Annotated in this window: 20 protein-coding genes, 1 tRNA gene and 1 pseudogene; 11 read left to right on the top strand and 11 right to left on the bottom strand. The window is 39.9% G+C overall.

Features of this window, described 5'->3' with window-relative positions; all coding sequences use genetic code 11:
• Position 1 precedes the first annotated feature (1 nt).
• Complete coding sequence (locus H7N69_RS04510) at positions 2 to 1,153, top strand: cation:proton antiporter (RefSeq protein ID WP_187884933.1); 1,152 nt, start codon at positions 2 to 4, stop codon at positions 1,151 to 1,153.
• Between the two features lie 4 nt (positions 1,154 to 1,157).
• Here the strand turns inward: H7N69_RS04510 and H7N69_RS04505 are convergent, their stop codons facing one another.
• Together H7N69_RS04505 and H7N69_RS04500 are read right to left on the bottom strand one after the other, a co-directional pair.
• On the bottom strand, positions 1,158 to 1,919 hold the full coding sequence (locus H7N69_RS04505) for a tRNA 2-thiocytidine(32) synthetase TtcA (RefSeq protein ID WP_000312878.1): 762 nt from the start codon (positions 1,917 to 1,919) through the stop codon (positions 1,158 to 1,160).
• Positions 1,920 to 1,938: 19 nt separating this feature from the next.
• Positions 1,939 to 3,231, bottom strand: coding sequence for an MFS transporter (locus H7N69_RS04500; protein WP_332246437.1), 1,293 nt, complete (start codon positions 3,229 to 3,231; stop codon positions 1,939 to 1,941).
• A 179-nt stretch (positions 3,232 to 3,410) separates the two neighbouring features.
• Here H7N69_RS04500 and H7N69_RS04495 point away from each other — a divergent pair.
• The 8 genes from H7N69_RS04495 (at position 3,411) to H7N69_RS04465 (ending at position 12,327) form a co-directional block, all read left to right on the top strand.
• Positions 3,411 to 3,488 (top strand) — tRNA-Met (locus H7N69_RS04495).
• Between the two features lie 104 nt (positions 3,489 to 3,592).
• A complete protein-coding gene (locus H7N69_RS04490; RefSeq protein ID WP_187884931.1) occupies positions 3,593 to 4,849 on the top strand; it encodes a NupC/NupG family nucleoside CNT transporter in 1,257 nt (418 codons plus the stop codon).
• 11 nt (positions 4,850 to 4,860) lie between these two features.
• The gene (locus H7N69_RS04485) at positions 4,861 to 6,102 is read left to right on the top strand and encodes a phosphopentomutase (protein ID WP_187884930.1); all 1,242 of its coding nucleotides are present in this window, start codon (positions 4,861 to 4,863) and stop codon (positions 6,100 to 6,102) included.
• Entirely contained in the window at positions 6,099 to 6,800 is a 702-nt protein-coding gene (gene deoD / locus H7N69_RS04480; protein ID WP_078215706.1) for a purine-nucleoside phosphorylase, read from the top strand. Before H7N69_RS04485 ends, deoD begins: the two co-directional genes overlap by 4 nt.
• A gap of 75 nt (positions 6,801 to 6,875) precedes the next feature.
• Positions 6,876 to 7,088, top strand: coding sequence for a hypothetical protein (locus tag H7N69_RS08085; protein ID WP_332246436.1), 213 nt, complete (start codon positions 6,876 to 6,878; stop codon positions 7,086 to 7,088).
• Positions 7,089 to 7,260: 172 nt separating this feature from the next.
• Positions 7,261 to 9,186: a Hop family adhesin HopQ gene (gene hopQ, locus H7N69_RS04475; RefSeq protein ID WP_187884929.1), complete on the top strand. Its 1,926-nt coding sequence runs from the start codon at positions 7,261 to 7,263 to the stop codon at positions 9,184 to 9,186.
• A gap of 481 nt (positions 9,187 to 9,667) precedes the next feature.
• Complete coding sequence (locus H7N69_RS04470) at positions 9,668 to 10,975, top strand: NCS2 family permease (RefSeq protein ID WP_000505421.1); 1,308 nt, start codon at positions 9,668 to 9,670, stop codon at positions 10,973 to 10,975.
• 128 nt (positions 10,976 to 11,103) lie between these two features.
• The gene (locus H7N69_RS04465) at positions 11,104 to 12,327 is read left to right on the top strand and encodes a sugar MFS transporter (RefSeq protein ID WP_001174183.1); all 1,224 of its coding nucleotides are present in this window, start codon (positions 11,104 to 11,106) and stop codon (positions 12,325 to 12,327) included.
• Between the two features lie 245 nt (positions 12,328 to 12,572).
• Here H7N69_RS04465 and H7N69_RS04460 read toward each other — a convergent pair whose 3' ends face one another.
• From H7N69_RS04460 to H7N69_RS04440, 5 genes are all read right to left on the bottom strand, one after another.
• Positions 12,573 to 13,124 carry a hypothetical protein gene (locus tag H7N69_RS04460; protein WP_187884928.1) on the bottom strand — a complete coding sequence of 184 codons (552 nt, stop codon included), beginning with the start codon at positions 13,122 to 13,124 and terminating at the stop codon, positions 12,573 to 12,575.
• A 121-nt stretch (positions 13,125 to 13,245) separates the two neighbouring features.
• Positions 13,246 to 14,079: a transporter substrate-binding domain-containing protein gene (locus tag H7N69_RS04455; protein WP_000856002.1), complete on the bottom strand. Its 834-nt coding sequence runs from the start codon at positions 14,077 to 14,079 to the stop codon at positions 13,246 to 13,248.
• 48 nt (positions 14,080 to 14,127) lie between these two features.
• A complete protein-coding gene (locus H7N69_RS04450; protein ID WP_187884927.1) occupies positions 14,128 to 14,874 on the bottom strand; it encodes an amino acid ABC transporter ATP-binding protein in 747 nt (248 codons plus the stop codon).
• A gap of 1 nt (position 14,875) precedes the next feature.
• Positions 14,876 to 15,547, bottom strand: a complete 672-nt coding sequence (locus tag H7N69_RS04445) for an ABC transporter permease subunit (protein ID WP_097694227.1) — start codon at positions 15,545 to 15,547, stop codon at positions 14,876 to 14,878.
• 1 nt (position 15,548) lies between these two features.
• Positions 15,549 to 16,202, bottom strand: a complete 654-nt coding sequence (locus tag H7N69_RS04440) for an amino acid ABC transporter permease (RefSeq protein WP_077643607.1) — start codon at positions 16,200 to 16,202, stop codon at positions 15,549 to 15,551.
• 229 nt (positions 16,203 to 16,431) lie between these two features.
• On the opposite strand from H7N69_RS04440, the gene H7N69_RS04435 reads away from it, so the two are divergent.
• Positions 16,432 to 18,495, top strand: coding sequence for a carbon starvation CstA family protein (locus H7N69_RS04435; RefSeq protein WP_187884926.1), 2,064 nt, complete (start codon positions 16,432 to 16,434; stop codon positions 18,493 to 18,495).
• 523 nt (positions 18,496 to 19,018) lie between these two features.
• Here H7N69_RS04435 and hofH read toward each other — a convergent pair.
• Positions 19,019 to 20,434, bottom strand: a complete 1,416-nt coding sequence (gene hofH / locus H7N69_RS04430) for an outer membrane beta-barrel protein HofH (RefSeq protein WP_187884925.1) — start codon at positions 20,432 to 20,434, stop codon at positions 19,019 to 19,021.
• 306 nt (positions 20,435 to 20,740) lie between these two features.
• Positions 20,741 to 22,378 (bottom strand): glucose-6-phosphate isomerase, encoded by a 1,638-nt coding sequence (gene pgi / locus H7N69_RS04425; protein ID WP_187884924.1) that lies wholly within the window; start codon positions 22,376 to 22,378, stop codon positions 20,741 to 20,743.
• A gap of 63 nt (positions 22,379 to 22,441) precedes the next feature.
• Here pgi and H7N69_RS04420 point away from each other — a divergent pair.
• Positions 22,442 to 23,612 (top strand): annotated as a pseudogene (locus H7N69_RS04420) (HP1165 family MFS efflux transporter).
• Between the two features lie 6 nt (positions 23,613 to 23,618).
• Here H7N69_RS04420 and H7N69_RS04415 read toward each other — a convergent pair.
• Positions 23,619 to 24,593 carry an NAD(P)-binding domain-containing protein gene (locus H7N69_RS04415; RefSeq protein WP_187884923.1) on the bottom strand — a complete coding sequence of 325 codons (975 nt, stop codon included), beginning with the start codon at positions 24,591 to 24,593 and terminating at the stop codon, positions 23,619 to 23,621.
• A 26-nt stretch (positions 24,594 to 24,619) separates the two neighbouring features.
• Positions 24,620 to 24,811: a cbb3-type cytochrome oxidase assembly protein CcoS gene (gene ccoS / locus H7N69_RS04410; protein ID WP_001090949.1), complete on the bottom strand. Its 192-nt coding sequence runs from the start codon at positions 24,809 to 24,811 to the stop codon at positions 24,620 to 24,622.
• Positions 24,812 to 24,895 lie beyond the last annotated feature (84 nt).

Raw genomic sequence — 24,895 nt, 5'->3', positions numbered from 1 at the left:
CATGCATGCAGAATTTTTCACTTTCGCGCTCATTATGCTTTTAGTCGTGATAGCCCCTTATGTGTCTAGAATTTCTCGTTTGCCTATCACGGTTGTGGAGATTTTATTTGGGTCTGTTGGGGCGTATGTGGGTTTTATTGAGCCAACTAAAGGCTTTGAAATCATGTCTGAAATTGGCTTTTTGTTTTTAATGTTTTTATGCGGTTTGGAAGTGGAAATTTATTTGTTCAAAAAATTAGGGGTTTCTCTTTTAAAACGCATTTTTGCTTATCTGTTGATCTTATACACGCTTTCATTCATCCTTACTTTTAGCCTTAATTTAGAGCCTATTTTTATGGTGATTTTCCCTATCATTAGTTTGGGCATGATCATGACTTTAGTCAAAGATTATCGTAAAGAGATTTTGTGGCTTGATTTAGTCTTAAAAGTGGGCGTTATTGGGGAGTTGTTAAGCATTTTTGGTTTGGTGGTCGTGGATGGGGTGTATTCGCATGGTTTGGGCGTGGATTTAATCAAAGATTTAGGCATTCTCATTGTTTTTCTCATCTTAATTATCGTGGCGTTTCAAATCTTTAAGACTTTGTTTTGGTGGTTCCCGCATTTAAAGCTTTTTGTGATGCCTAAAAGCAGCCAGTTCAACCAAGACGTGCGCTTTTCACTCATGCTCTTTTTTTCACTGGTTGCGATCGTGGTGTGGCTCAAAATAGAAATGGTTTTAGGGGCGTTTTTGGCGGGGTTAGTCGTTTCTACTTTTTTCCCTCATAAATCAGAGCTGATCCACAAGCTCAATGATGTGGGTTTTGGGTTTTTTGTGCCTTTGTTTTTCATCCATGTAGGCTCTACTTTAGACTTAAAATTAGTGTTTTTAAACCCGCATTTGATCCTTCAAGGGATATTGATTGTCATAGCGATGTTAAGCTTGCACTTGATCACTTCAACCTTATTGTGGCGCAAATACTTTAAAGAAGCCAAGCATTTATTTTCATTCGCCTTAGGGGCTTCCATGCCTTTAACTTTTTTAGTAACCACCGCCGCAGTGGGTTTAAAAGCGCAAGCGATCTCGCAAAACACCTATTACGCGTTGCTCATGGCGGCTATTTTTGAAGGGGTGTTATTCACGATTGCGATTAAAATGCTCAACAAAAAAGCTTAAAGCTTTAAGCGTCTAAATATTTAGCGTCGCTAAAGCTGTTCGCTTGAACGTTATTAAACGCGTTTTCTAAGCTATCAAAGAAATGAGGGTGCAAGTTTTGCATTTCTTTTAAGAAATTTTTGGTGGCTAATCGCGCGATAGGGGGTTTATCGGAAGTGGGCTGTTTGGCTGGGCAATTGCAATCAGGGGCAACCGGGATATTTTGAGAAGTGACAAAATGAATGCTGCTGGCTTCTCGAACCTTAATCAAAGGGCGGATCACCAATAAGCCGTTTTCAGCCCTATAAATGGGGGGCATGCTCCTTAAACTCCCGTTATAAGTGAAATTCATAAAAAAGCTCTCCACCGCATCATCTAAATGGTGCGCGATAGCGACTTTATTATAGCCTTCTTCTAAGGCTTTAGAATACAAAGTCCCTCGCCTCAAACGAGAGCAAAATGAACAAAACGAGCTTTTTTCACGGCGTTTTTCGTTGATCGTGGCAGCGATTTGGGTGTAAATGATCTCATGCTCAATGCCTTGTTCTTGGCACAAATCGCTCAACCATTTTAAATTTTCGCCCAAACCATAATGCACGGTAACCGCTTTAAAATCAAATTTGAAAGGGGCATGTTTTTGCATCCTGGCTAAGATGCAAGCGAGCATGATAGAATCCTTGCCCCCGCTCAATCCTAACAAGATTTTATCGCCTTCTTCTATGAGTTTGTAAGTGGCGTTGGTCTTGCCTACAATGTGTAAGACTTTTTTAGAAATTTCATAGGCCATTTTTGATCCTTGATTATGTTTATTTTCTAAAGTTTTGCACTAAGTGAATGATTTCTTCTTCGCTAATGTGATCAGAATTATATTTCACAATAATGATTTCTTCGCTAATATTGACATACCATTCAATGATTTTGTCCCCTAAAGTTTCAAATTGTTCCTCATTATAAGCGTCTAAGGGGAAATAGACATTTTTTTGCTTGGAAGGGTTGTTGAGTAAAAAGAGCGATAGCCCCCAAATAAGCCCTAAAGCTACAATGATTAAGCTTGTGTTAGAAACGCCTAAATGATGATAGCTTAACCCTCCGCTCACGCCCCCAACAAAGCTCCCTAAATAGCCAAAAGTAGTGAATTGCCCTAAAACCTTGCCTTTTTCGTTTGCTTTAGCGAATTTAGACGCTAAAGATTGCATGATAGGCTCTAAGGTGGCAAAGCCAATAAAGAAAAACGCCACCCCAAGAATAAAGAGCCATAAATATTTTCCTAAAAAGCTAGAGTCGGCTAAAAACAAGCACAAATAACTCACCACAAACAACAGCACACCAGAAAGCATCACCCCTTTAGGCTTGTTGTATTTTTCAGCCATAACGCTCGCTATTCCCATGCTTAAAACCCCTAATAAGGCTCCAGGCACATACACCAAGATCAAAAAACTTTCATCTTTATAAAATTCATTCACTAAGGCTAAAGGGATCAGCACAAAAATAAGCGTCATGAACGCTTTTTCAAAAAAAGAGCTTAGATACAAAAGATACAAGGCTTTAGAGTTGGGTTGATAAGCTTTTATGTTTTTGATTTGGTAAGAAATTTTAGGGGCGTCTTTGACTTTTAAAAGCATCAATAAACTCAATAAAGTTAAGATCGCCGTGAGTAAAAAGAGCCATTTTGCCCCCCCAAAGAACGCCACAACCCCAGGGCCAATCGCCATGCTTATAGTGAAGCTAATGAAAATAAACGCTCCCATGATCGCCATCGCTTTGGTGCGCTCTTCTTCTTTCATTTCATCCGCCACCATCGCGCTAACAACCCCCCCTAAAGCCCCCATGCCTTGAATGAAGCGCCCGATAACGAGCGTAATAATATCATTCGCTATAAAGCACACTAACGAGCCAGCTAAAAACAACAACAAACACACCATAACCACCACTTTACGGCCGATTTTATCGCTAAGAATGCCCATGGGGGTTTGAAAAACAATTTGCGTGAGATACGCCCCACCCACAGCCAACCCCACGAGTAAGGGACTGCTTGAATGGAAACTATCCGCATACAAACTAATGACCGGTAAAACAATAAAAAGCCCTAAAAACCGCAACGACGACACTAACGCTAATGGAAAAATTTTCTTAAACATGCGTAGTATTTTACAAGAAAATCTCTAATTTTTATCATTAATTTAGGAAAGTAGGATTGATAATAAAAGTTTAATTTTAATGGATTTTTAAGAAAATTTTTTGTATAATCTTACTCTTTATTTTTTATAAAATTGCTTGTGTCAAGGTAGCTCAGCTGGTTTAGAGCGCTGGTCTCATAAGCCGGAGGTCGGGGGTTCAAGTCCCCCTCTTGACACCATGATTTTGATTTAAACTTCATTTAATCTTCGTTTAATCTTTTTTTTAGCAAATCTAAACTACAATAACCTTGCATCTTTTAATTTCTTAATTAGGGATTTGACGATGATTTTTAGCTCTCTTTTTAGTGTTGTAGGGATGGCGGTGCTTTTTCTTATTGCTTGGGTGTTTTCTAGCAATAAAAGGGCTATAAATTATCGCACGATTGTCAGCGCCTTTGTGATTCAAGTGGCTTTAGGGGCGTTGGCTTTATATGTGCCTTTGGGTAGGGAAATGCTGCAGGGTTTAGCCAGTGGCATACAAAGCGTGATTTCTTACGGCTATGAGGGGGTGCGTTTCTTGTTTGGCAATCTCGCTCCAAACGCTAAGGGCGATCAAGGGATAGGAGGCTTTATCTTTGCGATCAATGTTTTAGCGATAATTATCTTTTTTGCTAGCTTGATTTCACTTCTATACTATTTAAAAATCATGCCTTTAGTCATCAATCTCATCGGTGGGGCGTTGCAAAAATGCTTAGGCACTTCTAAAGCAGAAAGCATGAGCGCAGCGGCTAATATTTTTGTAGCACACACCGAAGCGCCCTTAGTCATTAAACCTTATTTGAAAAGCATGAGCGATTCAGAGATTTTTGCGGTCATGTGCGTGGGCATGGCTAGCGTTGCGGGGCCTGTGTTAGCCGGGTATGCGAGCATGGGCATTCCTTTGCCTTATTTAATCGCCGCTTCGTTTATGTCCGCTCCTGGGGGTTTGTTGTTCGCTAAAATCATTTACCCGCAAAACGAAACCATTTCTAGCCATGCAGATGTTTCTGCAGAAAAACATGTCAATGCCATAGAAGCTATCGCTAATGGGGCAAGCACAGGGCTAAATTTAGCCCTGCATGTGGGAGCGATGCTTTTAGCCTTTGTGGGAATGCTTGCACTCATTAATGGGCTTTTAGGGGTTGTAGGGGGGGTTTTAGGCATGGAGCATTTGTCTTTAGGGTTGATTTTAGGCACGCTCTTAAAACCCTTAGCCTTTATGTTAGGCATTCCGTGGAGTCAGGCCGGGATTGCCGGAGAAATCATAGGCATTAAAATCGCGCTCAATGAATTTGTGGGCTATATGCAATTTTTGCCTTATTTGGGCGATAACCCTCCTTTAATCTTGAGCGAGAAAACTAAAGCGATCATCACTTTTGCGTTGTGCGGGTTCGCTAACTTAAGCTCAGTCGCTATGCTCATTGGAGGGCTTGGCAGTTTAGTGCCTAAAAAGAAGGATCTCATTATAAGGTTTGCTTTAAAAGCGGTGCTTGTGGGCACGCTTTCTAATTTCATGAGCGCGACTATCGCCGGGTTATTCATAGGACTAAACGCTCATTAAAAGGACAAAACATGCAAAAAAGAGTGGTAATCTTATTATTGGATTCTTTTGGTATAGGGGCTAGCGAAGACGCTAAAGATTTTGGCGATTTGGGGGCGAACACTTTAGGCAATATCGCTAAGGCTTGTTTTAATAACCTGGCTGATTCTAACGATCGCAAGGGGGCTTTGAAACTGCCCAATTTAGAGGGTTTGGGTTTAGGCTTGAGCGCTTTAAAAGCCGCAAATGAATTGCCCTTAGGCTTTGAATCTAATCCTAACTTAATAGGGGCTTACACTTATGCGCAAGAACTTTCTAGTGCTAAGGATACGATTTCTGGGCATTGGGAGATGATGGGCGCGCCCGTTCTTTTTGAATGGGGGTATTTTAAAGACAAAACCCATTCGTTTCCTAAAGAAATTTTAGATGAAATCATGCACAAAACTAAGATTAAGGGCTATTTAGGGAATTGCCACGCATCAGGAACAGAAATCATCAAAGATTTAGGCGAAAAGCATTTAGAAACTTTATACCCCATTTTTTACACTTCAGCGGATTCGGTGTTTCAAATCGCTGTGCATGAAGAAAAGTTTGGGTTGGATAACTTATACGCTCTTTGTGAAGAAGCGTTTCAAATTCTAGAGCCTTTAAAGATCGCCAGAGTGATCGCAAGGCCTTTTATTGGCACCAATAGAGAGGATTTCAAACGCACCGCCAATCGCAAAGACTATGCGATAAAGCCCCATAAAAAATTGCTTTTTGAAACATTCATTGAAGAAAAGCAGGGCGAAGTCATCAGCATTGGAAAAATCGCTGATATTTACGCTCATGTGGGGATCACTCAAAAGTTCAAAGCCGGTAGTTTGATGGAATTATGCGATGTGACTTTAGAGCGAGTCAAAAACGCTAAAAACAACAGCTTGATTTTCACGAATTTTGTGCATTTTGATAGCGATTATGGGCATCGGCGTGATATTAGCGGGTATGCTAACGCTTTAGAGTATTTTGATACGCGTTTAAAAGAGGTTTTAGAAAATTTAAGGGAAAACGATTTGCTCATTCTTTGCGCCGATCATGGGTGTGATCCCAGCTTTAAAGGCACGGATCACACACGAGAATACATTCCTGTTTTGTTTTATCATAAAGATTTGCAACCAGCCTTTTTGGGCAAGAGCGATTCGTTTGCGGATATTGGGCAAAGTATCGCTCATTTTTTGGGATTAAGCCCCCTAGATTATGGCAAAAACTTACTAAAATTTAAAGGACAACCATGACCCCTCACATTAACGCTAAAATCGGCGATTTTTATCCTCAATGCCTTTTATGCGGCGATCCCTTAAGGGTGAGCTACATTGCGAAAAAATTTTTACAAGACGCCAAAGAGATCACGAATGTGCGCAACATGCTAGGCTTTAGCGGGAAGTATAAGGGTAAGGGGATTTCTTTAATGGGGCATGGCATGGGCATTGCATCATGCACGATTTATGTAACGGAGCTTATTAAAACCTATCAGGTTAAAGAGCTTTTAAGGATTGGCACTTGCGGGGCGATTAGCCCAAAAGTTGGCCTGAAAGACATTATCATGGCGACTGGAGCTTCAACGGATTCTAAAACCAATCGGGTGCGTTTTTTAAACCACGATTTGAGCGCAACGCCTGATTTTGAATTGAGTTTAAGAGCGTATCAAACAGCAAAGCGTTTGGGTATTGATTTGAAAGTGGGTAATATTTTTTCAAGCGATTTTTTCTATTCTTTTGAAACGCATGCCTTTGATTTAATGGCCCAATACAACCACTTGGCTATTGAAATGGAAGCGGCAGGGTTATACGCCACGGCGATGGAACTAAACGCTAAAGCTTTATGCTTATGTTCAGTTTCGGATCACTTAATCACTAAAGAAGCCTTAAGCCCTAAAGAAAGGGTAGAAAGCTTTGATAACATGATAATTCTGGCTTTAGAGATGATGAGTTAGCCTTTTTTGTTGCCCCCATAAGTTAAGGATAAACTTTTAAGGAAAACCCTTAAAGCTAAAAGCCTTAAGGGAACTTTGGAAAAACAAAAGCTATCGTTTTACAGAAACTTCGTTTTACAAAACTACCGCTTCAATAAAACAACAACTTTACACCCCAAAAACGAAATTTCAAGGTATAATGTTTTCCAAGAGTTTTTGCCATGTTCGGTAGCCATGACAAACTCCTTTTATGGATTTATCCCCATAAAGCTACTTATGGGGGTGTTTATTTTACAACAATCTTTCTAAAACCAAATCCCAATTAAATTAAAAACACTCTTAAAAGTTTGATTGAACGCGTCAAAACACCCTAAAACTTTTTTTGAAATCCAATAAATTTATGCTATAATTAAACGCATTGTAAATAAATTCTCATTTTGATACATTTTTACAATAAAACATTACTTTAAAGGAACATCTTATGAAAAAAACGAAAAAAACGATTCTGCTTTCTCTAACTCTTGCGTCATCATTGCTCCATGCTGAAGACAACGGCGTTTTTTTAAGCGTGGGCTATCAAATCGGTGAAGCGGTTCAAAAAGTGAAAAACGCCGACAAGGTGCAAAAACTTTCAGACACTTATGAACAATTAAGCCGGCTTTTAACCAACGACAATGGCACAAACTCAAAGACAAGCGCGCAAGCGATCAACCAAGCGGTTAATAATTTGAACGAACGCGCAAAAACTTTAGCCGGTGGGACAACCAATTCCCCTGCCTATCAAGCTACGCTTTTAGCGTTGAGATCGGTGTTAGGGCTATGGAATAGCATGGGTTATGCGGTCATATGCGGAGGCTATACCAAAAGTCCAGGCGAAAACAATCAAAAAAATTTCCACTACACCGATGAGAATGGCAACGGCACTACAATCAATTGCGGTGGGAGCACAAATAGTAATGGCACTCATAGTTCTAATGGCACAAATACATTAAAAGCAGACAAAAATGTTTCTCTATCTATTGGCCAATACGAAGCCATCCATGAAGCTTATCAGATTCTTTCAAAAGCTTTAAAACAAGCTGGGCTTGCTCCTTTAAATAGCAAAGGGGAAAAATTAGAAGCGCATGTAACCACATCAAAGTATCAACGAGATAGTCAAACTAAAACGACAACTTCTGTTATTGATACGACTAATGATGCGCAAAATCTTTTGACTCAAGCACAAACGATTGTCAATACCCTTAAAGATTATTGCCCCATGTTGATAGCGAAATCTAGTAGTGGAAGTAGTGGCACAGCTACTACAAACACCCCTTCATGGCAAACAGCCGGTGGCGGCAAAAATTCATGCGAGACTTTTGGTGCGGAGTTTAGTGCCGCTTCAGACATGATTAATAATGCGCAAAAAATCGTTCAAGAAACCCAACAACTCAGTGCCAACCAACCAAAAAATATCACACAACCCCATAATCTCAACCTTAACACCCCTAGCAGTCTTACGGCTTTAGCTCAAAAAATGCTCAAAAACGCGCAATCTCAAGCAGAAATTTTAAAACTAGCCAATCAAGTGGAGAGCGATTTTAACAAACTTTCTTCAGGCCATCTTAAAGACTACATAGGGAAATGCGATGCGAGCGCTATAAGCAGTGCGAATATGACAATGCAAAATCAAAAGAACAATTGGGGGAACGGGTGTGCTGGCGTGGAAGAAACTCTGTCTTTATTAAAAACAAGCGCCGCTGATTTTAACAACCAAACGCCTCAAATCAATCAAGCGCAAAACCTAGCCAACACCCTTATTCAGGAGCTTGGCAACAACCCTTTTAGGAATATGGGCATGATCGCTTCTTCAACCACGAATAACGGCGCCTTGAACGGCCTTGGGGTGCAAGTGGGCTATAAACAATTTTTTGGAGAAAAGAAAAGATGGGGGTTAAGGTATTATGGTTTCTTTGATTACAACCACGCCTATATCAAATCCAATTTCTTTAACTCGGCTTCTGATGTGTGGACTTATGGGGTGGGTAGCGATTTATTGTTTAATTTCATCAACGATAAAAAAACCAACTTCTTAGGCAAGAATAACCAGATTTCAGTGGGGCTTTTTGGAGGAATCGCCTTAGCAGGGACTTCATGGCTTAATTCTCAATTCGTGAATTTAAAAACCATCAGCAATGTCTATAGCGCTAAAGTGAATACGGCTAATTTCCAATTTTTATTCAATTTGGGCTTGAGAACCAATCTCGCTAGACCTAAGAAAAAAGATAGCCATCATGCGGCTCAACATGGCATGGAATTGGGCGTGAAAATCCCTACCATTAACACGAATTACTATTCTTACTTGGGAACTAAACTAGAATACCGAAGGCTTTATAGCGTGTACCTCAATTATGTGTTTGCGTATTGAAAACCCTCTTTTTTAAAAAAGGGGGGGGATTTGAACTTAAAAAACCTCTAAAGTTAAGAATTTTCAAAAAAACAACCGCTTTACACCCCAAAAAAGAAATTTTAAGGTATAATGTATTCGCTTTCGCCATTTTTAGTTTTCATGGCAAGCTCCTTTTTAGAATTTACCCCCATAATCACGCTTATGGGGGTTATTTTGTAGCAATCTTTCTTAAAGCCAATACCAATCAAATTTAAAAAAACGCTTTCTCAAAAACCATTAAAGAGTGAAATTACCTTACAAGATGAGCTTTTTTGCGATTTTTATTAAAAACGATTATTTTTTAGCGGAGGTTTTAAAAAAAAAGGGTTTTTTACTCACTTCTTTTGATTGAAACAACACAATCAAGCATCTTAAGGCAATTTAAAATAAAATAGCGCTAGCATGACCCCAAAGCCCCTTATTAAATTAATCTATACCAAATAGTAAGGAGTTATCTAACATGGGGTTTTTCAAGCTTAAAGAACACAACACGAACATTGCCACCGAGTTTAGAGCGGGTTTAACGACCTTTATCACCATGATTTACATCGTGCCATTAAACGCTCTTATCCTTTCTCACGCCAACATGCCTTATGAAGCCCTTTTGAGTGCGACTGCCATTATCACTATCTTATCGAGCGTGTTTAACGGGTTATGGGCAAACACCCCCATAGCCATGAGCGTGGGTTTAGGGTTATCGGCTTATTTTAGCTTTGGGTTAGTTCAGGGGCTAAAACTCCCTTGGCAGAGCGCTTTAGGCATCGTAGCGCTCTCGGGAGCGATTTTTGTGATTTTGTCTTTCACTAAATTTAGAAGTTGGGTCATGCGAAGCATTCCTAGCGATTTAAGGCGTGCGGTGAGCGCGGGGATAGGGGCTTTTATCGCGTTTATTGGCCTTAAAGAAATGCATATCGTCGTTACCCATAAGGCTACGCTTGTAACCTTAGGCGATTTTGGCGATCCGCATGTGTTATTGGGGGTTGTGGGGATCATTCTAACTTTCGCGCTCTACACGCTCAAAATCAAGGGTTCTTTTATTATAGCGGTTTTAATCACTTCCATTCTCGCATGGGTTTTAAAGCTAGCCCCTTACCCTAGCGAGTTTTTTTCCATGCCCGCTAGCATTGGCCCTATCGCCTTTCAATTAGATTTTAAGGGCATTTTTTTTGATGCGAGTGGGGCTTTCACTTTAGCGTTAGTGCCAGTCATCATCACTTTTTTTGTAACCGATTTGTTTGATTCTTTAGGCACGCTTGCAGGGATTGGCCACAAGACTGATTTTTTCAATGATGAAGAAAAAAACAAGGAATTGGAAAAGACTTTGGAAGCGGATGCGGTGGCTTCTTTAGGGAGCGCGGTGGTGGGCGTTTCTACTACGACAGCTTTTATAGAGAGCGCGAGTGGGGTTGAAGAGGGGGGCCGCACAGGGCTGACAGCGGTTTTTACCGGATTATTTTTTGTTTTAACGCTTTTTTGCTTGCCTCTTTTAAAAGCCATTCCTGGCAATGCGATTTATCCGGTGCTAGTGGTAGTAGGGGTTTTGATGTTTAGCGTGTTAGAGGGGGTGAATTTTAAAGACATGGCCATTAGCGTTTCCACTTTTTTAACCGTGGTGATGATGCCCTTAACTTTCTCCATTGCCGATGGCTTAGCCTTTGGCTTTTTGTCTTATAGTATCATCAAACTAGTCCAAAAAGACTTTAAAGCGCTCAATTCAGGCATTATCATTCTCTGCATCATTTCTGTTTCTGTATTTATCTTTCGTTAAGCTCTTTTTAAGGGGCTTTGCATTTTTTACCCATTTCATGCCTCTTTTTCTTTATTTAGACAGATTATTATCTTAAAATAATTGTAATATCATTATTATTATATCAACTCAATAAAAAAGGAGAAGGTATGCAAAAAACTTCTAACACTTTGGCGCTGGGGAGTTTGACAGCGCTATTCTTTCTAATGGGTTTCATCACGGTTTTAAACGACATTTTGATCCCGCATTTAAAGCCCATTTTTGACTTGACCTATTTTGAAGCTTCACTCATTCAATTTTGCTTTTTTGGGGCGTATTTCATCATGGGAGGAGTTTTTGGGAATGTGATCAGTAAAATCGGCTATCCTTTTGGCGTGGTGCTTGGTTTTGTGATCACAGCGACGGGGTGCGCGTTGTTTTATCCGGCGGCGCATTTTGGCTCCTATGGGTTTTTTTTAGGAGCGTTGTTTATTTTAGCGAGCGGGATCGTGTGCTTACAGACTGCCGGTAATCCCTTTGTAACCTTGCTTTCTAAAGGTAAAGAAGCCAGAAACCTGGTTTTAGTCCAGGCGTTCAATTCGCTTGGCACGACTTTAGGGCCTATTTTTGGGAGTTTGTTGATTTTTAGCACGACTAAAATGGGCGATAATGCAAGTTTGATAGATAAATTAGCGGACGCTAAAAGCGTTCAAATGCCTTATTTGGGCTTGGCGGTGTTTTCGCTCATTTTAGCGCTTGTGATGTATCTTTTGAAATTGCCTGATGTGGAAAAAGAAATGCCCAAAGAAACGACGCAAAAAAGCCTGTTTTCGCACAAGCACTTTGTTTTTGGGGCTTTGGGGATCTTTTTCTATGTGGGGGGAGAAGTGGCGATTGGATCATTCTTGGTGCTAAGCTTTGAAAAGCTTTTGAATTTAGACGCTCAAACGAGCGCGCATTACTTGGTGTATTATTGGGGCGGCGCGATGGTGGGCCGTTTCTTAGGCAGTGTGTTGATGAATAAAATTGCCCCTAATAAATACTTGGCTTTCAACGCCTTAAGCTCTATTGTTCTCATTGCTTTAGCCATTCTCGTTGGAGGCAAGATCGCTTTATTCGCGCTGACTTTTGTGGGCTTTTTCAACTCTATCATGTTCCCTACCATCTTTTCTTTGGCTACGCTCAATTTAGGGCATCTCACTTCTAAGGCTTCTGGAGTGATTAGCATGGCGATTGTGGGAGGGGCGTTAATCCCCCCCATTCAAGGTGCGGTTACAGACATGCTAACAGCAACCGAATCAAATTTGCTCTACGCTTATGGTGTGCCGTTGTTATGCTATTTTTATATTCTCTTCTTTGCGCTTAAAGGGTATAAGCAAGAAGAAAACTCCTAAAAAAAGGGGGGGGTTTCTCTTTTATTTTCTTTCTTTTAGCTTGTTTTAAAAATCCAAAAAATTTCAAATTAAATAAGGTTTTATTTGTCAGTATTTGATGAGGACAGAGCTTTTCAACGCTTGAGGCAAAAACACAAACAGGGTTTTTAAAATTTTTAAGATGCGATCAAAAACACTGCTAATGAATAAAAAAATCCCCTAACCACAAAAGATTAAGAGATTTTAAGAATGAAGCTAAAAGAAGACTAGTAAATGGGTTTAGCACCTTTGAATTTATATTCCGTAAGAAACCCAGTGCCATCAAAATTACCCACCAAAGAGATCTTTGCAATATCACCCACTTGGCAATCCGTCTCTAAAATAAGATAAGGCACTTCATCTTTACCGATTAAAGTGATCACTCGCCCCTTTTTTTCACGGCTTTGCTTGGGGAACTCTTTAGAATCAAGGCCTGTGGTATTATCGCCGGTTTGGAGCATTCTAAAAGCATAGCACATGCCATCATTGATTTGAGCGCTATAAATTTTGCCTTTTTTAACTTCTTTTTTAACCCCCGGTTTAACCGCAATGCGTATTTCTGAGTGGATCTCAGCCTCTTGCATTTTGCCCTTATAATCTCGCACCTGAACCTTATGCACGCCATTAGGATCTCCCTTTTTAAGCAGAGAATCTTCATAGCTGAATTTTTGAATGTCTAAATCCCCATCAACAAAACTCCTGGCATTAAGCTGAACGCTCAAAAGCCCTAGCAACCCAATTAATGAAAATTTCAAACAACGCTTATAAAAATAACTCATCAACAAATCCTTTCAATGTAAAATCAAACAAATATATCCCAAAATGAAAAACAAAAAGATCACAAAATTGCTAATTTAGCAATAAAAACGCACTCTGTCAAGAAATCAAAACCTAAAGAAATCATTCAAAAATGATTTCTTCCGGTTTGATTTCATCGCCATAAACAGGCTCTAAAGTTTCCTTGTAAGCTTCTTTTAAAAAGTCGCTAGAAATGAGGGAATCAATCTCGTTATTCAACCACTCTAAAAGCTTAGGGTTGCCTTTTTTAATCGCTGGAGCGATCACATCCTTATCGCCAAGGCTTGTAATGCCTAATTTAAATTCAGGGTGTTGTTTCGTCCAAGCGAGCAATAAAGTGTTGTCATGGGCTAGAGCGATAGCCTTATTATTTAAAAGGGCTAAAAAAGTCTCTGTGTTTTGTTCAAATTTCAAAAGTTTGATATTGGGGTAATTTTTAGTGAAATAAAAATCCGCTGTCGTGCCTTTATTCACAATCAACTCTTTATCCTTCAACTCTTCTATATTTTTAATGACCCCATCTTTAGAAACCACCCCTAAAGCGACTTTCATATATGGCTTAGCGAAATCCACGACTTTTTCTCTTTCTTTAGTGCGCGTGAAATTAGCCATGATAATATCCACTTTATTGGCTTTTAAAAATTCCACCCTAGCTGAAGCTTCTACAGGAATAAACTCTATCTTATTTTCATCGCCTAATAAATCAAGAGCCATGCGTTTAGCGATGACTACATCATAGCCTTGATATTTCCCTTTAGAATCCACAGATCCAAAAGGAGGCTTATCGCTAAAAACCCCCACTTTTAAAACCCCTCTTTGTTTAATGACTTCTAAAGCGTCCTTTTTTTCTTTATGGCTATCAGAGCATGCATTAAAGACTAAAGCGATTAAAACTAAAAACAGCCCCCATACCTTAAAAAGCCCGTTTGTTTTCATAAAAACACCTTTTTTTGAAATTAAAACCATCTTTTTAGCAAACTTTATTTAACAGCTCCCTAAAAAATGGAAAGTTTCTAAAAATTTTTGCGCTCTTTGAGATTTCGGGTGGTTAAAAAATTCTTTAGCGTTGTTTTCTTCAGCGATCTTACCGCTATCAAAAAACACGATTTTGCTAGCGATTTTTTGGGCGAATTTCATTTCATGCGTTACAATCACCATGCTCATGCCCGTTGTGGCCAATTCTAAAATCACTTCTAAAACTTCTTTAACCATTTCAGGGTCTAAAGAGGCGGTTACTTCATCAAAAAGCATGATTTTTGGCCGCATGCATAAAGAACGCACAATGGCTACTCGTTGTTTTTGCCCGCCGCTCAATTCTTTAGGGTAAGCTTGTTGTTTATGCTCCAAACCCACTCGCTTTAAAAGCTCTACGGCTTGAGAAATGACCTCATCTTTGGATCGTTTTTGCACTTTTAAGGGGGCGAGTAAGATATTATCTAACACATTTAAATGTGGGAACAATTCATAATTTTGAAACACCATGCCTATTTTTTGGCGCATTTGATTCCAGTTAGTGGCTGGCGTATTAAGGTTAGTGTTTTCAAAAAGAATTTCACCTCCATCAATCTTTTCAAGCCCGTTTAGGCATTTTAAAAAAGTGCTTTTCCCGCACCCGCTAGGCCCTAAAATCACTGCCACTTCACCCTTATTTAAAGTGAAATTGATGCCGTCTAAAACCAAATGGTTTTGATAGGTTTTTTTTAACCCTTTGGTTTCTAAAATCGCGCTCATTTTACCCTCTGATGTATTGGAATTTTTTTTCTAAATAGGAACTATACAGGCTCAAACTATAGCATAAACTAAAATAAAACATTAAGATAACGCCATAAACCACAAAGCTCGCATTAGGCATGCGTAAGAGGTTAAGCTCTATGATTTGCTGGCCCACTTTTAACAAATCAATCGCTCCAATGAGAGAGACTAAAGCCGTGGTTTTGATCATGCGCGTGAACAAATTAAGGCTTGAGGGCAATAAAGACAAAAAGCTTTGGGGGAAAATAATATTAAAAATCACCCTTTTTGAATCCATGCCTAAAGCCAAAGCGCTTTCTACTTGGTGTTTGCTCACGGAAGTTAAAACCCCTCTAGTCAAATCCATCATTTCAGCACCCCCCCACAAGCTAAAAACAATAACGCTCGCCAAAACCGCGCTGATATGCAAATCAAACCAGCTCGCCAACCCGAAATACACAATAAACAGCCATGCTAAAAGCGGGATGATGCGAATGCTTTCTAAATACACACGGCACGCTAAAACCACTATTTGAGAACCAAACGCCATCAAACTCCCTAAAAGCATTCCAACAATGATTGAAATCATTGCAGAGCTAAGAGCGATCAAAAGAGTGGTTTCAAACCCTTCTAACAAACGCTTAAGATTGTCTAACTCTAATAAAACTCCCATTTTAAGCCACTTTCTTTTTAAAAGAACGCTCTAAGATCACAAACAAAGCGCTCAAAGGGAGCAAAGCGATCAAATAAGTGAGGCTCAACATCAACAGGCTTTCAGTCGTTTTATAATAAATGCCAATAAAATCTTTCGCCACAAACATGATATCGGTTAGGGCTATCGCGCCCACCACCGAAGTTTCTTTGAGTAAAAAAATCACATTCGCCCCTATAGAAGGCATAGAAACGCTTAAGCTTTGAGGCAGAATAATATAATACATCATCTTCAAAGGGCTAAACCCCAAACTCAAAGCGCTTTCTCTTTGAATGGAAGCTAAGCTCTTAAACCCAAGCAAAAAACTCTGACTCATATACCCCCCACCCAAAAACCCTAACGCTAAAATCGCGCATTCTAAAGCGCTCAAACCGATTTCATTCAACCCGTAATACAAAAAGAAAAGCTGGATGAGTAGGGGCGTGTTCCTGGCGATTTCGCCATAGATATAGACAATAGGAGAGATAAAGCGCGTTTTAAAATACAAAATGATCGCGCACAAAAACCCCACCAAAAGAGAGAGTAAAATCCCAAAAAAAGAAATATAAAGCGTGAGTTCTAACCCCTTAAGAAACGCAGGGATGGAGTGAAACATAAAATCCCAATCTAATGCCATAACGCTATACCTTAAAATTAATGACGCTTTAAAGCATCATGTTTAAAACGGCTCTTATTTGCCCTAATTGTTAGAAGTTTGGAAAACCCAAGCCTTTATTATGGGAAGTTTATGAGCCATTCAGTCCTTATTCAAAGAAAATTTGGATTATAATAAAAAAATTGGATTATAATAAAAAAACTGGCTGAAATTAACAACAATGATTAAATAATCATTAAATGGAGAGGACATGCAAAAAAGTTTAGTTTCTTTGGCTTGGGTTTTTGTCGCTATTTTAGGGGCGATCTGTTTAGGGGTGTTAGCCTTACACAAGGGCGAGAGCATTAACACGCTATGGCTTGTAGTAGCGAGCGCTTGCATTTATAGCATAGGCTATCGTTTTTATAGCCATTTTATCGCTTATAAGGTGTTAAAGCTAGACGATAACAGAGCCACGCCCGCATGTATAAGGAATGACGGCAAGGATTTTGTGCCTACGGATAAAGCCATCACCTTTGGGCATCATTTCGCCGCTATTGCTGGGGCTGGCCCTTTAGTAGGCCCGATACTAGCCGCTCAAATGGGTTACTTGCCCTCTATCTTATGGATTTTGATAGGCTCGGTTTTAGGGGGTTGCGTGCATGATTTTGTGGTACTTTTTGCTTCCATTAGGCGCGATGGCAAGTCTTTAGGCGAAATGATCAAGCTTGAAATGGGTCAATTTGTAGGGATGATCGCAAGTCTGGGCATTTTAGGGATCATGCTCATTATCATTGCGATTTTAGCGATGGTGGTGGTGAAGGCTTTAGCGCATTCGCCTTGGGGCTTTTTTACGATCGCAATGACTATTCCCATTGCGATTCTTATGGGGCTTTACATGCGGTTTTTCAGGCCGCATAAGATTTTAGAAGTTTCTGTTATCGGCTTTATTTTGTTGATTATAGCGATTTATGCGGGTAAATACGTTTCTTTAGATCCCAAACTAGCGTCAATTTTTACTTTTGAGGCTAGCTCTTTAGCGTGGATGATCATGGGTTATGGTTTTGTGGCTTCTATTTTACCGGTATGGTTTTTACTCGCTCCACGAGATTATTTAAGCACTTTTTTAAAAATTGGCGTTATAGGGGTGTTGGTTGTGGCTATTGTTTTTGTCGCTCCGCCTTTACAAATCCCTAAAATCACGCCCTTTGTAGATGGCAGTGGGCCTGTGTTTGCAGGAAGCGTGTTCCCTTTCTTGTTTATCACGGTGGCTTGCGGGACGATTAGCGGCTTTCATGCTTTAATTTCTTCAGGCACGACCCCTAAAATGCTCGCTAAAGAAAGCGACGCCAGGTTAGTGGGTTATGGCTCTATGGTGATGGAGAGCGTCGTGGCTCTTATGGCGTTGGTGTGCGCAGGGATCTTGCACCCAGGGCTTTATTTCGCTATCAATTCGCCAGAAGTGAGCATCGGTAAAGATATAGCTGATGCGGCTTCAGTGATTAGCTCATGGGGGTTTAATATCAGCGCTGAAGAAATCCGTGAGATGACTAAAAACATTGGCGAAAGCTCCATTTTGAGCCGCACCGGTGGGGCGCCCACTTTTGCGATTGGTTTAGCGATGATTGTGTATCACATTTTAGGGGATCCAAGCGTGATGGCGTTTTGGTACCATTTTGCGATCTTGTTTGAAGCTTTGTTCATTTTAACCGCTGTGGATGCTGGCACACGAACCGCTCGTTTCATGATTCAGGATCTGCTCGGTAATGTTTATAAGCCTTTGGGCGATCTTAGCTCTTATAAGGCTGGGATTTTTGCCACTCTTTTGTGCGTGGCAGGGTGGGGGTATTTCTTGTATCAAGGCACGATTGACCCTAAAGGGGGGATTTATACGCTATGGCCTTTATTTGGCGTGAGTAACCAGATGTTAGCGGGCATGGCGTTGTTGTTGGTTACGGTGGTGTTGTTTAAAATGGGGCGTTTTAAGGGGGCAATGGTAAGCGCCTTGCCGGCAGTTTTGATTTTATTTATCACTTTTTATAGCGGTATTTTAAAAGTGGTGCCAAAGAGCGATGATAGCGTGCTGAATAATGTTTCGCATGTGGCGCAAATGCAAATCATTAAAGAAAAAATCGCGCTCACTACCGATGAAAAAGCGTTAAAAACGCTCCAAAAATCCTTTTTTAACCACGCTATTGATGCGATTTTGTGCGTGTTTTTCATGCTTGTAGCGCTTTTAGTGCTGATCGTGAGCGTTAGGATTTGCTCAAACGCTTATTTTAAAAATCAAATTTACCCGCCGCTGGCTGAAACACCCTATATCAAAGCCGCTTGAATAAAAAGGGGTTTTAACACCCCCTTTAAATCCATAAAAAAAATTTGACCCTATCCTTACAAGAAGCGATTAAAATTTTGGCTCTGTTAATTTAATAGGGGTATTAAAACTTTATTTTAATCTCTTAAAAATGGGGTTTTGGCCGCTTCGTTTTAAATTCATTTCTTGAAAGGGATAGGGGGTATTTTTGAGATCATTCCTCCTTTTAACCCCAACTAAAAATCCCCCTAACTCTAAAAGAAGCGCTTTTAAAAAGCTATCGCTTGCTTTAAATTAAAAATGAACTTGTATTTTACTCACCACCCCACTCACATAATGGGTATGCGATTTAAAAAGGGCTTTTGCTTGAAAAGAAATTTGATATATAGAGATTAGAGAAACAGCGTTAAAAAACGCCTATCATATCGTAGGAGACAGCATCAAAATAATGCCTACTATATTTTGTGATCATAGCATCAAAAAGACGCCTACCATAATCATAGGGTAGCATCAAAATGACGCCTACCATAATCATAGGGTAGCATCAAAATGATGCTACTAGGGCCGTGTATAACGCGCTCCTGTCAGAATAAAGGGCGGGGAAGTCTTTAGGCACAGGCCCGTTTTCACCCGGTTTAAAGCCTTTGTTAGTATGCACGCCATAATACGCAAGATCCACGCTACTGCTCAAGTATTCAGTGAATTTATAACCTAAAGAGATCATCGCTCTCGCTTCCCAAGAAACCACTGAATTGGAGTATTGTGTGGCGAATTTCCATGTGAATTTTTTGGCAAAATGAGTGCCGCCACAAGAAAGGAAAATGGTAGCGGCGTCTCTTTTAAGGGCTGTGCCTGTAAAACCCGCATAGACGCTGTTACTCCCCATTATCACACCGCTTGGATTCCCCATGTTGCCTATCCAACCATTAGCGTTTTGAAAGACTTTATAAAAAGCGATGGAAACATTGTAATTGTTGATATCAAAGCGTTGGCGGATGATGAGGTTTTGCCCGTTTTGAGTGGCAGGCGTGTCGTATTTATAGACCGGACTCCCATTGGATTTAACGATCATCCAAGGGTAGTAAATGGGGAAAAACCCTATGACAGCTGTATCAGAGCGAAAGCCTGTGCCACTAAAATTAGGGTTAGAGTCCCAACCAATCTTAACGCCTGGAGCGTTAAAGATTTGAGGCGAAAGGTAATAAAAGCCTTCTATGAGGAAACGATGAGGTTTATAGGTGAGTTGCACCGCATGCGTGCCATAAAGCACCTTTCGCCCATGGCTATCATAACCTCCCTTATCGTTTTTGGTAAAGCCTCCGCTATAAGTGGTCCTAGCGGCAAACCAATCCATTAAAAATGAACCATAAGCGAACGCCCTCCCAAAAGAGCTAAACCAAGTCAAGCGTGCATGCTTGTATTGCCCAGAAACTTGAAAGCCTTGCGTTTGACCGCTTTTATAAGGCATAGTGGATAAATAGCGCCCGGCTTTTATTTCAAAATAATTCTTATAGGCGTATTCTAAATACGCGTCGCTAAAGACATAATTGCGGACATTTTTATTGTATTTCATGTTCTCTGTTTCAAGGCTATCGGTTTGTAAGATGTTTGTATAACCCCCCATGAACCCATCGTAATAACCAAAGAGATTATAAGCCACAGATCCGTCTTCAAACTTCTTCGTGCCGTCATAGAAAATAGATCCGACCATGCCCCCTATTTTGCCTTTTAGAACATGATCTGAAACCTTTTTGGGTAACAGGCTAAAACCAAGCCCTAAATAGCCCGCAATCGTTGCGAATTGCTGCATAGGGTAGATGCCTCTTTCTTTATTGATTTTATGCTGGTTAAAACCGATAGTGCTGGATTGATCCACAAAGCCGTTGAGCTTAGCTTCAAAACCTTGCAAAGAAGAGCTTAAAAATGCCCCAAAGAATAAAACCTGACTTGCCTTTTTCATGCATGCCTCCTAAAATGAGATTGATAAATGCAAATGCTTTTAAAGATAAATCTATTCTTTAGTTTTTATTATTCTTAGCTTTGGAATAATTATAATATGTAAAATAATGCATATGATGAGAAAGTCAAGCTTTTAAAAGCTAAAAACGATTAATTTGTGGAAAATTTACTCTCTTTAAATTCAAATGGCTAATATATGGCGCTAAAATCCGTTATGATCAACGGATGATTTTAAATAGATCGCCTGAGAATGGGGATTAAGCCTTGCTTGATTGTTTTTAGGTTTTATCTGGTTATAAAACAAAGCCTATTGGTTGTAATTCCTATACAATTCTATTAAATGCTTAGTGGAGCTGTCAAAATAAGCGTTGCTTTTATGCCCTTCTAATTCTTGTAAAATCGGCACGGCTAATTCTTTCCCAAGCTCCACGCCCCATTGATCAAAGCTGTTAATATCCCAAATGACCCCTTGCACAAAAACCTTATGCTCATAAAGAGCCACTAACGCTCCAATATTGCTTGGTGAAATCTTTTCTAATAAAAGGATATTAGAGGGGCGGTTGCCAAAAAACACCCTGTGGTGGGCCAAGTCTTTGGCTTCATCTTTGTCTAATCCTTTAAAGAGCAATTCCCCAAGCGCTTCTTCATAACTCTTGCCTTTCATGAAGGCTTGCGCTTGCGCTAAAACATTGCTGAATAAAATCTCATGATGGCCTTTAGCGTTAGGTTTTTTATCCAAAGAGGCGATAAAATCAACGGGGATTAAATGCGTGCCTTGATGCAAGAGCTGGAAAAAAGCGTGCTGAGCGTTAATGCCCATATCGCCCCAAACAACAGGGCATGTGTCATAGGGGATAATTTCGCCTTTTTTGCTGATGCGTTTGCCATTGCTTTCCATATCCAATTGCTGGATGAATTTAGGGAAATGCCTCAAATACTGATCATAAGGAGCGATCAAGTGGCTTTTGGATTGGAAAAAATTGATATACCACACGCCAATTAGCCCCATTAAAATGGGCAAATTGCTTTCAAAAGGGGCGTTTCTAAAATGCTCATCCATCAAATACGCTCCTTTCAAAAGAGCGTTAAAATTTTTCTTCCCTAAATAGATCATGATGGATAAGCCAATAGCCGACCACAAACTATAGCGCCCCCCTACAAAATCCCAAAATTCAAACATGTTATGCTCGTCAATGCCAAATTGTTGGACGGCTTCTTTATTGGTGGATACCGCTACAAAGTGTTTAGCGATATGCTTTTCATCGCCGCTTCTTTCTACAAACCATTTTCTAGCGGTTAGGGCGTTGGTTAAGGTTTCTTGAGTGGAAAAAGTCTTAGAAGCCACGATAAAAAGCGTGCTGGCCGGATTGATTTTTTCCAAAACGTCTAAAATCTGCATGCCATCCACATTAGACACAAAATGCATTTTTAATCTCGGATGGCCGTAGCGTTTTAGAGCGGTGCAAACCATTAATGCGCCTAAATCTGACCCCCCAATGCCGATATTGACAATATCGGTGATCACTTGATTGGTATAGCCCAATCTTTTACCGCTTCTCACGCTATCGCTAAAGGCTCGCATGCGTTTTAAAACGCTCCGAACGCTTTTTAACACTTCCATGTTATCTAGTAAAATTTCTGCGTCATTCAAGCTTCTTAAGGCGGTGTGTAAAACGGCCCTTTTTTCGGTGGTGTTGATTTTTTCGCCCTTAAACATCGCTTCAATCTTTTCTTTTAAAGAGCAGTCATTCGCTAATTCAAAAAGAAGCTTTAAAGTGGTATCGTTCAAGCGGTTTTTGGAATAATCCAAACTCAAGCTTTCCAATTGCACGAAATAGCGGCTCGCTCGCTCTTTGTCTTTAGAAAACCAATCGCGCATGTGCACTTCTTTAATTTCTTCATAATGTTTGAGTAATTTTGGATAAGTTTTTAATTGGGTTAGCATCAATACCCCTTAATGAAAAGATATAACATTGTATTATAAGCTAGTTTTAATTACAATTTTCAAATGTTAAGAAAAAACATTTTAGCTTACTATGGGGCGAATTTTCTCTTAATCATCGCTCAAAGCTTGCCCCATGCGATTTTAACCCCCTTGTTGCTTTCTAAAGGGCTTAGTTTGAGTGAAATCTTGATCGTGCAAACCTTTTTTAGCTTTTGCGTGCTGGTGGCTGAATACCCAAGCGGCGTTTTAGCGGATTTGATGAGCCGAAAAAATTTATTCCTGGTTTCTAATGTTTTTTTAATCGCTAGTTTTTCGTTTGTGCTGTTTTTTGATAGCTTTATTCTCATGCTTTTAGCGTGGGGGCTGTATGGTTTGTATAGTGCATGCTCTAGCGGCACGATTGAAGCTTCACTCATCACAGACATTAAGGAAAACAAAAAGGATTTGTCCAAGTTTTTAGCCAAAAACAATCAAATTACTTATTTAGGCATGATTATAGGGAGTTCTTTGGGATCGTTTTTGTATCTCAAAGTCCATGCGATGCTGTATATCGTGGGGATTTTTTTAATCATGCTTTGTGCGCTAACGATCATCATTTATTTTAAAGAAAAAGAAGCGGATTTTAAAAGCCAAAAAAGCCTGAAACTCCTTAAAGAGCAAGTTAAAGGCAGTCTTAAAGAGCTTAAAGATAACCCCAAGCTTAAAATTCTGTTAGTGGGGCATTTGATTACGCCCGTCTTTTTTATGAGCCATTTTCAAATGTGGCAAGCGTATTTTTTAAAACAAGGCGTTAAAGGGCAATACCTTTTTGTGTTTTATATCGCTTTTCAAGTGATTTCCATCCTCATTCATTTTTTAAAAGCCAAAAATTACAGCCAAAAAATCGCCCTGAGTTCGCTTTTGGTGTTACTGGGAGTTAGCCCCTTATTGCTTAGCAATATCCCTTATTGTTTCATAGGGGTGTATGCACTCATGGTGGCGTTTTTCACTTACATGAGTTATTGCTTGGGGTATCAATTCTCCAAATTCGTTTCTAAAAATAACATTTCCTCGCTCTCATCGCTTTCATCAAGCTGCGTGAAGCTGCGTGCGTGTGGTCTCTGTGTTAGTTTTATCCTTGAGCAGTTTAGAGTTGCGTTACTTTTCACCACTAACTATTATCACCATGCATTTTGCCCTAACGCTTATCATGCTCTTTTTCTTTTTGTATAAGGCTAAGCCGTTTGATGAGTGAGCGGCTTTAAGAGCGCAACCTTTTAGCGATTTCTATAGCAACATCATAGCCATGGTTTAAAGCGGTAGCGATGCTCGCTCCTGATTTGAATAAAATATCGCCCACGATGAATAAATTAGGGATATTGTTGCTCTCTAAATTTTCTTTCACCACAGGGATATTGGTGTTAGGATCTAGCTCTAAAGAACAGCGTTTAAAAAATTCTAAAGGGGTAGAGCCGCCGATCGCATACAGCAAGCGATCAAAACTCTCGCTCGTGTTATCAGTGAAATTCACCTTAATTTGAGTGCCATCTTCTTCTAAGCTTTCAATATCCACTCCAAGCTTGCTTTTAAGCGTGTTATCATCTAGGACTTCTTGCAAGTTTTTAGCGTTGTCTTCATTGATGCGGCTGAATTCTTTTTTGCGGTAATTGAGAGTGGTAGGGGTGGTTTTACACAAAGCGATGGCGTATTCCACCGCTGAGTTGCCTCCGCCGATCACAAGGGTTTTTTCATTTTCCTTACAATCATTGATGCTAAAAACCACTTGTTTGGAGAGCGCAACAGGGATTTTATAAGCAGTAGGGCGGTTTGGCTGGCCCATTTTCCCGATCGCAACCACCACAAATTTAGCATGATAGGTTGTATTAGAAGTGGTGGTAACTTTAAAGTATTCGCCTTCTTTTTTCACGCTCTCAATATCGGTTTTATAGCTTGGCGTGATGTGATGCTCTTTTAAAAGGTTAGTGAAATTCTCTAAAGTCTCTTCTTTAAAGCTGTCTTTAAAAGGGATATGCCCCTTAAGTTCTACGACTTGCTTTTTATAATCTTTATCAATCCTTTTACCGGTTTTATAAAACTTTTCCAGCATGCCTGAATGGCTTTCGGTTTTTTCGCATAAAAGCACTTTTTTAACGCCGGCTATTTCGCATTCTACGGCCGTGGCAATGCCCCCAGGCCCTGCACCCACTATCAATACGTCTAAAATTTCTTGGTCCATTTCTATCCTTTTTATTTTAATTCTTTTTAATTCTTTTGGCGTTTTTCTTGTAAAATCGCTTCGTTCAAATCGCTCGCGCTATCATACAACACGCTTTCAAGCATGCGTTTTTCATCGTCAAACTGACCGCTTTTAACCCCCCATAAAAACGCTATTAAGCCTACCAATCCCATAAGCACTGAGACAACTAACATGATGGTTAAAATTTCTGTATTCATCTCTATATCTTTTAGGTTATTAGGATAATGCTGTCATTATACTAAAAGATAGCGTTTAAATCACCAATAGGTTAATAAGTTTGG

This window comes from Helicobacter pylori (genome assembly GCF_014497725.1).
Taxonomy (GTDB): domain Bacteria; phylum Campylobacterota; class Campylobacteria; order Campylobacterales; family Helicobacteraceae; genus Helicobacter; species Helicobacter pylori_DE.
Note: the sequence above shows the minus strand (reverse complement) of the source record. Positions and strands in the feature narration are given on the sequence as shown.

What these genes read in the sequence shown, in the direction of transcription:
- H7N69_RS04435 (WP_187884926.1), top strand. Translation starts at nt 16,432, where the DNA reads ATGCAAAAAAGTTTAGTTTCTTTGGCTTGGGTTTTTGTCGCTATTTTA.
- H7N69_RS04415 (WP_187884923.1), bottom strand. Translation starts at nt 24,593, where the DNA reads ATGGACCAAGAAATTTTAGACGTATTGATAGTGGGTGCAGGGCCTGGG.
- hofH (WP_187884925.1), bottom strand. Translation starts at nt 20,434, where the DNA reads ATGAAAAAGGCAAGTCAGGTTTTATTCTTTGGGGCATTTTTAAGCTCT.
- H7N69_RS04460 (WP_187884928.1), bottom strand. Translation starts at nt 13,124, where the DNA reads ATGAGTTATTTTTATAAGCGTTGTTTGAAATTTTCATTAATTGGGTTG.
- deoD (WP_078215706.1), top strand. Translation starts at nt 6,099, where the DNA reads ATGACCCCTCACATTAACGCTAAAATCGGCGATTTTTATCCTCAATGC.
- H7N69_RS04465 (WP_001174183.1), top strand. Translation starts at nt 11,104, where the DNA reads ATGCAAAAAACTTCTAACACTTTGGCGCTGGGGAGTTTGACAGCGCTA.
- H7N69_RS04505 (WP_000312878.1), bottom strand. Translation starts at nt 1,919, where the DNA reads ATGGCCTATGAAATTTCTAAAAAAGTCTTACACATTGTAGGCAAGACC.
- pgi (WP_187884924.1), bottom strand. Translation starts at nt 22,378, where the DNA reads ATGCTAACCCAATTAAAAACTTATCCAAAATTACTCAAACATTATGAA.
- H7N69_RS04440 (WP_077643607.1), bottom strand. Translation starts at nt 16,202, where the DNA reads ATGGCATTAGATTGGGATTTTATGTTTCACTCCATCCCTGCGTTTCTT.
- H7N69_RS04455 (WP_000856002.1), bottom strand. Translation starts at nt 14,079, where the DNA reads ATGAAAACAAACGGGCTTTTTAAGGTATGGGGGCTGTTTTTAGTTTTA.
- H7N69_RS04510 (WP_187884933.1), top strand. Translation starts at nt 2, where the DNA reads ATGCATGCAGAATTTTTCACTTTCGCGCTCATTATGCTTTTAGTCGTG.
- H7N69_RS04470 (WP_000505421.1), top strand. Translation starts at nt 9,668, where the DNA reads ATGGGGTTTTTCAAGCTTAAAGAACACAACACGAACATTGCCACCGAG.
- H7N69_RS04490 (WP_187884931.1), top strand. Translation starts at nt 3,593, where the DNA reads ATGATTTTTAGCTCTCTTTTTAGTGTTGTAGGGATGGCGGTGCTTTTT.
- H7N69_RS04445 (WP_097694227.1), bottom strand. Translation starts at nt 15,547, where the DNA reads ATGGGAGTTTTATTAGAGTTAGACAATCTTAAGCGTTTGTTAGAAGGG.
- hopQ (WP_187884929.1), top strand. Translation starts at nt 7,261, where the DNA reads ATGAAAAAAACGAAAAAAACGATTCTGCTTTCTCTAACTCTTGCGTCA.
- H7N69_RS04485 (WP_187884930.1), top strand. Translation starts at nt 4,861, where the DNA reads ATGCAAAAAAGAGTGGTAATCTTATTATTGGATTCTTTTGGTATAGGG.
- H7N69_RS04450 (WP_187884927.1), bottom strand. Translation starts at nt 14,874, where the DNA reads ATGAGCGCGATTTTAGAAACCAAAGGGTTAAAAAAAACCTATCAAAAC.
- ccoS (WP_001090949.1), bottom strand. Translation starts at nt 24,811, where the DNA reads ATGAATACAGAAATTTTAACCATCATGTTAGTTGTCTCAGTGCTTATG.